Origin of the sequence: Acinetobacter sp. CFCC 10889 (genome assembly GCF_003268395.1) — a bacterium.
Lineage (GTDB): Bacteria > Pseudomonadota > Gammaproteobacteria > Pseudomonadales > Moraxellaceae > Acinetobacter.
The window spans coordinates 1-12,276 of sequence record NZ_LQXQ01000046.1; the positions used below are offsets into that span (position 1 = coordinate 1).

At 37.3% G+C, this 12,276-nt stretch carries 10 protein-coding genes; 6 read left to right on the top strand and 4 right to left on the bottom strand.

Going from position 1 to position 12,276, the window contains the following annotated elements; genetic code table 11:
- Positions 1-253: 253 nt before the first annotated feature.
- From pgaA to pgaD, 4 genes are read left to right on the top strand one after another with little or no spacing between them, the layout of a single operon-like run.
- Positions 254-2,722 carry a poly-beta-1,6 N-acetyl-D-glucosamine export porin PgaA gene (pgaA, locus tag AVJ19_RS15470; RefSeq protein ID WP_111860552.1) on the top strand — a complete coding sequence of 823 codons (2,469 nt, stop codon included), beginning with the start codon at positions 254-256 and terminating at the stop codon, positions 2,720-2,722.
- Positions 2,722-4,593 carry a poly-beta-1,6-N-acetyl-D-glucosamine N-deacetylase PgaB gene (gene pgaB / locus AVJ19_RS15475; protein ID WP_111860553.1) on the top strand — a complete coding sequence of 624 codons (1,872 nt, stop codon included), beginning with the start codon at positions 2,722-2,724 and terminating at the stop codon, positions 4,591-4,593. The genes pgaA and pgaB overlap by 1 nt, the downstream gene beginning before the upstream one ends.
- Positions 4,590-5,834, top strand: coding sequence for a poly-beta-1,6-N-acetyl-D-glucosamine synthase (gene pgaC, locus AVJ19_RS15480; protein WP_111860554.1), 1,245 nt, complete (start codon positions 4,590-4,592; stop codon positions 5,832-5,834). The genes pgaB and pgaC overlap by 4 nt, the downstream gene beginning before the upstream one ends.
- Positions 5,831-6,310, top strand: coding sequence for a poly-beta-1,6-N-acetyl-D-glucosamine biosynthesis protein PgaD (pgaD, locus tag AVJ19_RS15485; RefSeq protein WP_111860555.1), 480 nt, complete (start codon positions 5,831-5,833; stop codon positions 6,308-6,310). The genes pgaC and pgaD overlap by 4 nt, the downstream gene beginning before the upstream one ends.
- Before the next feature lie 44 nt (positions 6,311-6,354).
- On the opposite strand, the gene yiaA is transcribed toward pgaD, so the two are convergent.
- The 4 genes from yiaA to AVJ19_RS15505 all read right to left on the bottom strand — a co-directional run bounded on the left by yiaA (position 6,355) and on the right by AVJ19_RS15505 (position 9,717).
- Positions 6,355-6,846 (bottom strand): inner membrane protein YiaA, encoded by a 492-nt coding sequence (gene yiaA, locus AVJ19_RS15490; protein ID WP_111860556.1) that lies wholly within the window; start codon positions 6,844-6,846, stop codon positions 6,355-6,357.
- Positions 6,847-7,140: 294 nt separating this feature from the next.
- The gene (locus AVJ19_RS15495; protein WP_111860557.1) at positions 7,141-8,148 is read right to left on the bottom strand and encodes an LLM class flavin-dependent oxidoreductase; all 1,008 of its coding nucleotides are present in this window, start codon (positions 8,146-8,148) and stop codon (positions 7,141-7,143) included.
- A 238-nt stretch (positions 8,149-8,386) separates the two neighbouring features.
- The gene (locus AVJ19_RS15500; protein ID WP_111860558.1) at positions 8,387-8,911 is read right to left on the bottom strand and encodes a hypothetical protein; all 525 of its coding nucleotides are present in this window, start codon (positions 8,909-8,911) and stop codon (positions 8,387-8,389) included.
- Positions 8,912-9,294: 383 nt separating this feature from the next.
- On the bottom strand, positions 9,295-9,717 hold the full coding sequence (locus AVJ19_RS15505; RefSeq protein WP_111860578.1) for a hypothetical protein: 423 nt from the start codon (positions 9,715-9,717) through the stop codon (positions 9,295-9,297).
- Between the two features lie 478 nt (positions 9,718-10,195).
- On the opposite strand from AVJ19_RS15505, the gene prfA reads away from it, so the two are divergent.
- A complete protein-coding gene (gene prfA / locus AVJ19_RS15510; protein ID WP_111860559.1) occupies positions 10,196-11,284 on the top strand; it encodes a peptide chain release factor 1 in 1,089 nt (362 codons plus the stop codon).
- Entirely contained in the window at positions 11,285-12,103 is an 819-nt protein-coding gene (gene prmC / locus AVJ19_RS15515; protein ID WP_111860560.1) for a peptide chain release factor N(5)-glutamine methyltransferase, read from the top strand.
- Positions 12,104-12,276 lie beyond the last annotated feature (173 nt).

The following is a 12,276-nucleotide window of genomic DNA, read 5'->3' on the forward strand; positions in this document are numbered from 1 at the left end:
CCCAATTTTTTAATCTTATTGTGAAATATTTTTTAAAAGTTATTTAAATTTCTAATACAAATATACGTATTAGAATTACGTGAAAGAATAGAATAAATTTCCACTCAAAAAATGAACAATTATAGTGCGCTGATATATCAGTATTTTTAATGAATAAGCTAAAATAATAGGATGAACATAAGTTAACAATGCATAATTTATTATACAAATAAAATAAAAATGATAATTGGTTCACGTTTTATTTAGAGTGATTATGCATAATTTATATTATTTTTTTCCTATTAGTGTTTTGTTTTATTTGGGAATAAGTTGTACGCATGCTGAAAATACACCTGATGCTTTACGAGAGCAGGCGGTGCTATATATTAAAAATGGTCAAATACAACAAGGTGTTGCTGTATTGACTAGATTATTACAACAATATCCAAATAATCAAAAAGTTATTGCTGATTATTTACTGTCAGTTGCTCCAATTCGTACTTTAGATACAGTAACATTATTTAATTTAACACAGCGTATTCAACCCAAACAGTTTCCTGAATATGCACAGTTTACAGTAGTGAAATTATTACGAGATCAAAAACAGTTTGCGCAAGCGATTCATTTGTTGCAGCAGTTTGAGCCATATCAAAAGAAAAATCAGACGCAAGTAAATATTTTAACAGCCATTTTATACAGTGAAAATAAACAAGCGGAGCAAGCATACTCAGTCTTGAAACGCATTGATTTAAAGGGTTTAGCTGCGGATCAACTGATGCAAGTTGCCTATAGTTATCGGATTATTAATCATCCCGCAGAAGCAGTACATGCGATTCAATATGCTTATGAAAAGAAACCTTTAGATCAAAATATTCAAACAGAATATGTGAATAGTTTGATGGCATTAGGTAGCTATCAGCGTGCTGATGCATTGATGAAAAAACATTCAGAAACACAATGGGATGCCAATTTAATTCAGCAAATTCAATTGGGGCATTGGGCACAAGAAATTAATGCTGCGGTGAAGCGTCATCAATATTTGGCGGGTCGTGGTGAAAGTGATGCAGTGAGTTATGAAAAATTAGATCGGGTTTTAGCTGAGGCAGAGCAGATTGCTCAACAGAATATTTTGGTGCAACCTTTTTTTAATCGTTTTTATTATGATTATTTATATGCGCTCAGCTATCGTGGGCGTTCACAACAAGTGTTGAATATTTTAAATAAGGTTACATTACCTGCTGTAACCGCCATGCCACCTTATGTACGGCAAGCCATTGCAGATGCATATTTGGCAGAGCATCAGGCTGCATCAGCAGAGCAGTTATATCGGACGCTGATCACTGAAAAAAATTATTCTGATATGTCAGTTTATAGTGCTTTTTATTATTCATTGATTGAACAAGAGAAATATGATCAAGCCAATCAGTTGATTCATGAGATTGATCATTTATTGCCAACATTTCAGTATAGCCAAGCCAAAGGTGTGGATAAATCAGTACATGCTGATCGTACGCAATATATTGGTTTGCGAGGATTGGACTGGGCATATAGTAATCGTTTAGATATTGCTGAGCCATATTTTGAGGGATTAGTAGAAAAGACTTCTAATACCGATGATGGTTTGAATCAGCTCTCGCAAATCCAAAGATGGCGTGATAAGCCTGAGCAGGCTGCACAAACCTTAGCACGTTTAAATGGTTTATTGCCTGTGTCGAAACAAACACGAATCAATCAAATGCAAAATGCACAAGCTTTGGGCAATATCCAAGATTGGCGACAGTTAAATACGCAATTAAGTCAAGATTATCCAGATGATACGGGTGTAGATAAAAGCCGTAAAGAATTAGATGATCGTGATCATGCCACGATTCAGCACAGCAGCCGTTTTTCTCGTAGTCATGCGGATCAAAATAATATTTCAGAAGGTTTAAAAGGGTCTCGTGATCGTGAGTTAAATACCACGATTTATACACCGTGGTTTGCTGATAATTACCGTGCTTTTATCGAGCATCGTGATATTTGGGGGAAATATCGTCAAGGTGACTTAGAGCAACAACGTTATGGTATGGGGCTACAATGGCAAAATCAAAGGAAGTCTTTAACTGTGACGGCATCACAAAATAGCCATGCTGAACGACAAGGGCTAGAGGCAGAATGGACTCATCAGCTAAATGATCATTGGCAATATTATTTAACTGCCAATAGTCAAGCCGATATTCCGCTACAAGCAGTTGAACTTGATAAAGAAGGACATGCTTTTGGTGGCGGTATACGGTGGAAACAAAATGAATCTCGCCAAGCAGGTTTTGCTTATAACCGAACTGATATTGATGATGGAAATTTGAGACAAGAGTTTTCTGCGGATTATTCTCAGCGTATTTTTCTTCGTCTACATCACACCACGACAGCAGGTGTAAATGCCTATTACGGTAAAAATCGACTAGATAATGTGTCTTATTTTAGCCCCAAACAAAGTACCAGTGTTGGACTCAGTTTGAGCCATGATTGGATGACTTGGCGTGAGTACGAACGTTCATTCACACAACGCTTTGGTGTAGGTGTGGGTATTTTTCAACAAAAAAACTTTGATGGTAAACCGATTGCTGATCTGCAATATCAACATCTTTGGAAATTGTCGAGAACATGGTCTTTACGTTATGGCATTGGCTACGGGATTCATGCTTACGATGGCGAATATGAAAATCAAGTGTATGGAAATTTAGGTTTTGAGGGGCGCTTTTAATGAAAACTTTCGATCAATTTTCAAAGCAACTTTCAAAATCACTATTGCTGAGTACATGTATGGCAATGTCTATACAAGCTTTTGCTGAAACTGCTGAAAATCAACAGATGATCAAAACTGAACAAGAACAAAAAGTGTTTTTTGATCAGCAGCATTTTGTCAGTTTAACTTTTCATGATGTACGTGATGATGTGCTAAAAGTTGGAGATCGTGATCCTTATGCTATAAGCACACAAAATTTGGTGCAATTTTTTGAATGGTTAAAACGTTCAGACTGGCATCCTGTGAGCCTAAAGCAGATTATGCAAGCACGTCAGGGCGGTGCAGCTTTACCTAAAAATGCGGTGCTGATCAGTTTTGATGATGGTGCACTCAGTCATTATCGTCGAGTATTTCCTTTGGCGAAGGAATATAAAATTCCTGTGGTTTTTGCTTTAGTGACCAGTTGGATGAATGGTAATACCAAAGCCATTTATGAAGCTTATGGTCAGGGTAATGAAATGACATGGGCGCAAGTACGAGAAATGCAAAAATCAGGTTGGGTCGAATTTGCTAGCCATTCGCATGATTTACATCAAGGAATTTTAGCAAATCCCCAAAATAATCAGCAGCCCGCAGCAATTACACGACAATATTTAACCACCCTAAAACGCTATGAAACTCAGCAAGAATATGAACAACGTATTCTGCAAGACTTAATAAAATCTAGAGAGATTTTAAGCAAAGAAGTAGGCGTTGCACCTTTGGCAATCGTTTGGCCTTATGGTGCAGTGAATATTGAAACTGAAAAACTAGCACAGCAAGCAGGGTTGCCATTGTCTTTTAGTTTGGGCACAGATGCGGTCAATAGTGTGCAAGATGGTACTTTTCAACGTGGTTTGGCAGTGAATAATCCCAATTCAGAAGATCTGTATGAACAAATGACGGATTCTATTCATTATAAAGCATTTCCGTTATATGAGCCGATTCGTGCTCTGAGTTTTGATTTGGGACAATTTTCCACAAATTATAGCCAAGCAGATCAGCAATTGGGACAAATTTTAGATTTAACCAATGCTTTAAAAAGTAATGCATTGCTGTTAAACGTGGTGGAAGATCAGAATCAAGATGGCGTATATGATGCTGCTTATTTTCCAAATCGCTATTTGCCTGTCAAAGCTGATGTGTTGAATCGAACTGTGTGGCAGGCAAAGACTCGAATTTTTAATAAAGTATATGCACAATTGCCTTATGCTTTAGAGCAACAGCAAGCGCAATTTTCGGTGCATTTAGCCACAGATTTGTTGAAAAATAATACAGGTTTGGATGGTATTATTTTAAAAACAGATCAGGCTTTGCAGTGCGCCTTTCAAAGCGTGATGTCAGCATCGTGTATAGAACAACAAAAATATTTGCAACAAACTTTACAGCAGTTAAAGCAAAATTCTATACGCTATTCAAATATCAGTAATCCATTTAAATTGGGTTTACAGGTACAGCTTTTAGCATTGCAAAAAAATAAATTGATTCCTTTTTTTAATCACTTTAATGATCAGGTTAATTTATTTAATTTTGAATTAGACAGTATTCGTCATCCACAAGATTTTAAACAATTTATACAACAAGTTCAGTCTTTGAGTGCTGAACAAAAAGCCAAAATCATGCTGACTTTGGTGGTGGATTCAGCACAAACAGAGAAAGATTGGCAGCATATTCAAGCCAATTTCTTGACTTTACAACGAATGGGTATCCAAAAGTTGGCAATTAATCATTATAACTTAAATAATGCAGCAAAAATTCAAACATATTTATATACACCTTTGAGTTTGAATCAAAGTCCATTGACTTATCGCAATCCCTTTATTTATGCAACACAAGGGAAATCGCCATGACAAATATTGAATATTTATTTTTATTTGCCTTTCTGTATCCTTTGGTTATGGCGTGGACATGGATGATTGGTGGTTTATGGTTTTTCTTTAAACGTGAATATAAACGTAACCAATTACCTGCTATTTCCCAACAAGGCTGTAGCATTATTATTCCGTGTTTTAATGAAGAAGCACAGGTACGTGAAACCATTCGCTATGCCTTACAAACGCAATATCCGAAGTTTGAAGTGATTGCGGTTAATGATGGTAGTTCAGATCGAACCGCAGAAATTTTAGATGAATTAGCTCAGCAATATCCGAGTTTACGCGTGGTGCATTTGGCTGAAAATCAAGGAAAAGCTTTTGCTCTGCGTTCAGGCATGATCGTGAGTCAGTTTGAATATTTGATTTGTATTGATGGGGATGCACTTCTACATCCACATGCCGCAATTTGGATGATGCACCATTTGACGATGTTCAATCGTGTGGGTGCGGTTACAGGCAACCCACGTATTTTAAATCGTTCTAGTATTTTAGGAAAATTACAGGTTGGTGAATTTTCATCTATTATTGGTTTGATCAAACGTGCACAACGTACCTATGGGCGCATTTTTACTGTATCAGGTGTGATTGCAGGATTCCGTAAAACAGCTTTGGAACAAGTGGGTTTTTGGTCAGATGATAAAATTACCGAAGACATTGATATTTCTTGGAAAATACAACTTGCACAATGGGATATTCACTATGTGCCGAATGCGCTGTGTTATATCTATATGCCTGAAACATTTACAGGTTTATGGAAACAGCGTGTACGTTGGGCACAAGGTGGTGTTGAAGTATTGCGTAGCTATTTTCCAAAGCTGTTTAAAATCAGTGCTTTAAAAATGTGGCCTGTGGCATTGGAGGCTTTGACTAGCATGATTTGGGCATATGTTATTTTGCTCATTATGGTTTTGTTTTTTGTAGGGCTATTTGTGACTGTTCCTACAGAATGGTATATTAAGTCCTTACTTCCACAGTGGTATGGCGTAATTCTTGCCATGACCTGTCTGATCCAATTCTTCATTAGTTTGTATATCGACAAACGCTACGATGATCATCGCTTTTTTCGAAACTATTTCTGGGTGATCTGGTATCCATTATTTTTCTGGCTTTTAGGGGCAGCAACTACAATCGTTGCAGTACCAAAGGCATTATTTGCACGTAAAAAGAGAGCGAGATGGGTGAGTCCTGATCGTGGTTTTAGAGGAGATGATGAATGAGTAATTTTCAATCCAATGTGATTACCGATGAATCGAAACTCGATATTCCAACATATATTGATCAACCTCATTATGTGAAAAATAAAGCAATGTATTATAGTCTGCAAATGTTCGGTTGGACATTATGGACATTCTTATTATTGCCTTTAGCAACAGCGGTGCTTTGGATTTATCAAGGTAAATTGATCAAAAGTTATATTTTTACAGAACAAGTTTATGTACAACTTTATAATTTTGTTTGGTTAGCATTTTTGATTACGATTTGTTGTGCATCTTTACTTCTGTGGGCAAGTTACAATTGGTTGCGCTATCGTAAAGCCAAAGATCCCAAAGTCTCAAATGTAACGCAGTCCACGTTGGCAGAGGATTTTTCGATTAGCACAGATGAATTATCCAAAATGCAAAAATCTAAAAATATCGTACTGCATTATGATGATGAAGGTGTGTTATACGATTATGAGTTAAAAAAAGCATAAATCAGCCTAAAAAGAGGTGCATAGTGCACCTCTTTTATTTGAAATTAAAACTTATCATCATTATAAATATCTTTATTAGATTCAATCGCTTTATGATTTTCCTCTAACATCTTTGTGGTCAATTCAGGTGCATTTTTATTGCGAATATATTCTAAATCTCGAATATTTTTTTGTACGGCAACAGCACCAAATAAACTCAGTAAAAAAGCCATAATATAAAAACCTTTTTCGCTTAAGAGTAAACTAGCATTCCATAAACCCATCGCTAAAAGTACAATGCAAATCACCACCGATGCCCAACATAAGCCAAAATATATCGGTGTTACATGCATCCCTTCAAGGCGATCACGGATAATTTTTTGCAAAGAAACGGCTGAAAATAAACCATATAAAATTAGAATTAAATAATAACCTTTTTCATTCAATAACATATCGGCATTAAATAAACCCACCATATAGGCAGCTGCACCTGCAAGTAATGCTACCCAACTTGCAGCAATAAAAGCAGGTGTAGGTTTATTGATGAATTGATCCATTGTTATTTTCCTTATCGCTTTTACTGTTTTATATCATCCTTTATGTTTAAAGCAAAAGGGATGGCAAATTATTTCAAAAAATTGGATGAGCTTTTTAAAATAAGGCTCGATGATTTTAAGTTTTTATTTGATTTTATTGATATTTTTATAGGAAGTATCTTTGTGTTGTTAGGTTGGTGATACATACAAATATTCTTGTTAAAGGGTTCGGTTAGAAAAAATAGTTCCATGATGAATGTAAAAATAGCCACAACAAGATGGCTATTTTATTTCCAAACAATAAATTATGATGATTTATAAGGAATTTTTGATATCCATTAATAGACTAAAATTATCTAAACGTTTTTGTGTGTCATAAATATCACAGGTGAAAATAAATTCATCGACCTCATATTTTTCAAGTAAATTTTCTAAACCTTGTTGGACTGTGTTTGGTGAACCGATTTGTGCCATTGCTAAGAAATTTTGTACAGCCATTTTTTCTGCAACAGACCAACGACCTTCCATGCTTTCTACAGGTGCTTTAAGTTTAATGCTTGGTGCACCTGTGACAAGATTTTGAATACGTTGATAGACACTAGTTGCTAAGTATTCGGCTTCGGCATCAGTCTCAGCCACTACGGTAGGTACACCCATTGATACATAAGGTTTGTCGAGATATTCCGATGCTTGGAAATTATCACGATATAAAGCGATGGCTTGCCCTAACATACGTGGTGCAAAGTGTGAGGCAAAAGAGTAGGGAAGCCCTAAACGAGCAGCAAGTTGCGCACTAAATAGACTTGAGCCTAATAACCAAACAGGTACATGTGTGCCTTGTCCAGGCGTTGCAGTAATACGTTGATTTGGTTGAGCATCCGCAAAATAACTTAAAATTTCCACCACATCATTTGGAAATTGTTCTTCGGTTTCTTGGCGACCACGGCGTAAAGCACGCATGGTAATTTGGTCTGAACCTGGCGCACGACCTAAGCCAAGTTCGATGCGATTTGGGTACAGTGTTGCTAATGTTCCAAACTGTTCCGCAACAACTAGAGGAGCATGATTTGGTAGCATTATGCCACCTGAACCCACTTTTAAATGTTGTGTATTGGCAAGGAGATAACCGAGCAATACTGCGGTTGCAGAACTTGCAATACCATCCATATTATGATGTTCTGCAAGCCATAAACGATCATATCCCAACTTTTCAGCATGCTGTGCAAGTTCAAGCGCATGTTGCAGTGAAAATGCTACATCTTGATTTTCACGGACAGGGGCTAATTCTAAAATGGAAAATTGGGTATTTTTTAAAGATCGCATCGGCGTACTCAAAATTAGATATATCGAAATAATACGATATTAAAAATGCTTTGTATATCGAAAGTAGTCGATATTAAAAATACTTACAAAATATTCAAATATTTTTTTGGAATAATGCTTATAAAACAATATCTTAATTTTTGTTATTTAGAAGTAAAAAAACCTAGAAAGTCAGCTTGCGATCTAACTTACTAGGTGGAAACTTAAAAATTTTTAAAATTTATAGTGAATGATGTGATTAATCACGATGTTTGTAGTGACCTAAATGGCGACCATTATCATGGCGATAGTTTCGGTCATTATAACGGTAGTTACTGCCACGATAGCCTCGGTCGTTGTAACGACGATCATAGCGGTCATTGTAGCGACCATTATCGTAGCGATCATCGTCATAACGACGATCTTCACTGACTTTACGACCTAAAGTTGAACCACCAGCAGCACCAAGACCTGCACCAATATAACCACCTGTTGAGCCTGCAACATTACGTCCTACGCTATAACCACCTGCACCACCTAATGCTCCACCAATCGCAGCACCTGTACGGTCACGGCGGTTACTTGAAGCGGCTGCACCACCTGCGCCACCGAGTGCAGAACCGATCATTGCACCTGTGCTACCACCCATTTGGTTACCAATCGCAGCACCCACAACACTACCTAAGCCTGAAGAAAGTGCTACACGAGTACCATTGTCTGCATGAGCTGTGGTCATCATAGTTGCTGCAAGTATGGTTGCGCCAATCATTGTATGTAATTTCATATTCAAACTCCTTTTCGAAGCTTCTTGATTTATTAACTTAAACTTAATTTAGCAAATAACTACGCTTTGATTGTGAATGCTGTTGTAATGAAATGGACGTTAAGCGTAAGCAGTTTGTAAATTTCATTGTTTATTTATCCATAATTTATTTATTCATCATGTGTGGGTTGATGTTGATGTGATTCGACATTGTTATAAATATGCAAGGGCATTTTCTAAAAGAGATTTTTTAATGCTTTAAAATGTAGTCATTTTTTAAAAATGGTGAATGACGAATAGTTCTCGTTTCAAGATCAAAGCAGAATTGCAGCTATATTTCACATTGATAAATTCAAAAAATAATAAAAAAAAGCACCTAAAGGTGCTTTTAATAAACATATCTATTAATGACGGTGTTTACGATATTTGCGATTGTATTTACGGTCATCATAATGACGGTCTTCTGATACTTTTTTACCGAGTACTGAGCCACCTGCTGCACCGAGTGCAGAACCGATGTAACCACCCGTTGAACCGCCAACATTTTTACCAACAGAATAACCACCAACACCACCTAAACCACCACCGATTGCAGCAGCAGTACGGTCACGTTTATTGGTTGCAGCTGCTGCACCACCTGCGCCACCGAGCGCAGAACCGATCATAGCACCAGTATTACCACCAAGTTGTTTACCAATTGCAGTTCCTGCGACACTGCCTAATGCAGATGTTGCAGCAATACGAGTTGAGTTGTCAGCATGGGCATTTACTGTAAAAACTGAGGTCACTGCTAAAGCAGAACTTAATAATAATGCATTTAATTTCATGTCTTGCTCCATGTCCTGATATGGACAGCTCTATATCTCTATTTGATGGGGTAAATGTAACAAAAGGCGACACAGAAAATGTGGAGAAGATTTCCCTTTATGCGAGTGTTTAGTATCGGAATGTATGCTTTCTATTAAAATTGTGCTTTAAAGCAGCAAAGCTTTGCGCATGATGTAGGAAATGTGAATTTTATTGTTAGGTTTTCAGTGAAATTTAAAAATGATGCTGATAAGAAATACCTAATTTTCTCTTTTAAAGTTGGAATATTTGAATACATTGTTCATGATTGTGAGTGGAGTATAGAACGTAATGAAAATATTGATCTGATGAAAAATAAGTAGAAATTGAGTTAGCAGTGTTATTTAAAAGCGAGAGTCGTTAAACTAAGCGCAATTTTTAAATGTCTTGCCATATTTGTTTTGATCACTGTCCTGATCAATGAATATTAGGTGAGCTAAAGCTTGAGATTTTATTTAAATGAAAGAATCGTTACGTTTACGATTAGATCAACTTTGTGATCGACATGAAGAGTTAGAGGCGTTACTTGCTGATGTAGAAGTTATTTCAGACAATAAGCGTTTCCGTAATTTGTCACGTGAGCATAATGATTTAACTGAAATTACCAATGTTTGGAAGCAATATAAGCAAGCCGAAGAAGACATTGAAACTGCGGAAGAAATGACTTCAGACCCTGACTTTAAAGACATGGCGATTGAAGAGATCAAAGAGAATAAAGCTTTAATCGAACAGCTTGAAGCTGATTTAAATATTCTCATGATTCCAAAAGACCCAAATGATGCCAACTCTGCTTATTTGGAAGTACGTGCGGGTACAGGTGGTGATGAGGCAGCGATTTTTTCAGGCGATTTATATCGCATGTATAGTAAATATGCTGAAAGCCAAGGTTGGCGTATTGAAATTTTGTCTGAAAATGAAGGCGAACATGGTGGATATAAAGAAGTCATTTGCCTGATCAATGGTGAAGGTGTCTATGGTCGCTTGAAATTTGAAAGTGGCGCGCATCGTGTGCAACGTGTTCCTGCGACTGAATCTCAAGGTCGTGTACATACTTCAGCATGTACAGTGGCGATTCTTCCTGAAATTGATGTTGATACCACGGTTGAAATTAACCCTTCAGAATTGCGTATTGACACTTACCGTGCATCAGGTGCGGGTGGTCAGCACATTAACAAAACCGATTCTGCGGTGCGTATTACCCATATTCCAACAGGGACTGTGGTGGAATGTCAGGATGAACGTTCACAGCATAAAAACAAAGCCAAAGCGATGGCGCTTTTGGTTTCTCGTTTGGAAAATGCTAAACGTGCTGCTGCCGATGCTGCAACTTCGGAAATGCGCCGTGATCTCGTCGGTTCGGGTGACCGTTCTGAACGTATTCGTACTTATAACTATCCGCAAGGTCGTATGACCGATCACCGTATTAATTTAACTTTATATAAGTTGGATGCAGTGATGGAAGGGGATTTGACCGAGTTATTGGACAGTTTGCATCGTGAGTATCAGGCTGATCAGTTGGCACTTCTTGCACAGCAAAATGGTGGCTAAGTGAATATTGCACAGGCTTTAGCCTTACGTGGTGAACCTGAAAGTTACGAACGTCAAGAAAATGCATGGTTGCTTGAACATATTACCAAAATTGATTCTTTTGATTTAGTGATGAAAAAAGAGCAAGAACTGACAGAGGAACAAGAACAGCAATATGTGGATGGTTTAAAGCGTATTGCTGAGGGTGAACCTTTGGCGTATGTCACAGGTTCGCAACCGTTTTGGACGCTTGATTTAACCGTAACTAAAGATACTTTAGTGCCTCGTCCTGATACTGAAATCTTGGTGGAAACTGTTTTAAAACTTGAATTGCCTGAAGATTGTCGTGTTGTTGATTTGGGTACGGGTACAGGTGCGATTGCTTTATCATTGGCAAGTGAACGTCCTGAGTGGCAAGTTACTGCAACAGATATTTATGAACCGACTTTAGAAGTGGCTTTGCATAATGCTGAAAAGCATGAGTTGGATCATGTGAAGTTCTTTTTAGGCAGTTGGTTTAAGGCTTTAAATCGTCAATATTTTGATGTGATTGTGTCGAATCCGCCTTATATTGATGCTGATGATGAGCACATGGCAAATCTTGCGACTGAACCTGAACGTGCTTTGGTGGCAGACAATCATGGCTTGGCGGATATTGAGCATATTATTCAGCAGGGCAAGAAGTGGTTAGCCGTTAATGGTTGGATTGTGCTTGAGCATGGTTATGATCAGGGTGAAGCGGTTCGCAATATTTTTAAGGGTGCGGGTTTTAAGGAAGTTCGTACTGTAAAAGATTATGGCGGGAATGATCGTGTGACTTTGGGGCAGTGGCAGAGTTAGTTTTTGCTCATGTTTAATAAAAGCCTTATTGTTTATGCAATTAGGCTTTTTTATTTGAAGAAATTAGTGGTGTAAATTTATCGGAAATGATTTGAAAATAGCAAAATGAAAGATTAATTTAATACTATTCGATTGTTTTTAGAAATTGTATGTATATAAAAATAACAGTAGTT

Coding starts and splice junctions, on each gene's coding strand:
- AVJ19_RS15500 (WP_111860558.1), bottom strand. CDS start 8,911: ATGAAATTACATACAATGATTGGCGCAACCATACTTGCAGCAACTATG.
- prfA (WP_111860559.1), top strand. CDS start 10,196: ATGAAAGAATCGTTACGTTTACGATTAGATCAACTTTGTGATCGACAT.
- pgaC (WP_111860554.1), top strand. CDS start 4,590: ATGACAAATATTGAATATTTATTTTTATTTGCCTTTCTGTATCCTTTG.
- AVJ19_RS15505 (WP_111860578.1), bottom strand. CDS start 9,717: ATGAAATTAAATGCATTATTATTAAGTTCTGCTTTAGCAGTGACCTCA.
- yiaA (WP_111860556.1), bottom strand. CDS start 6,846: ATGGATCAATTCATCAATAAACCTACACCTGCTTTTATTGCTGCAAGT.
- pgaD (WP_111860555.1), top strand. CDS start 5,831: ATGAGTAATTTTCAATCCAATGTGATTACCGATGAATCGAAACTCGAT.
- pgaB (WP_111860553.1), top strand. CDS start 2,722: ATGAAAACTTTCGATCAATTTTCAAAGCAACTTTCAAAATCACTATTG.
- pgaA (WP_111860552.1), top strand. CDS start 254: ATGCATAATTTATATTATTTTTTTCCTATTAGTGTTTTGTTTTATTTG.
- AVJ19_RS15495 (WP_111860557.1), bottom strand. CDS start 8,148: ATGCGATCTTTAAAAAATACCCAATTTTCCATTTTAGAATTAGCCCCT.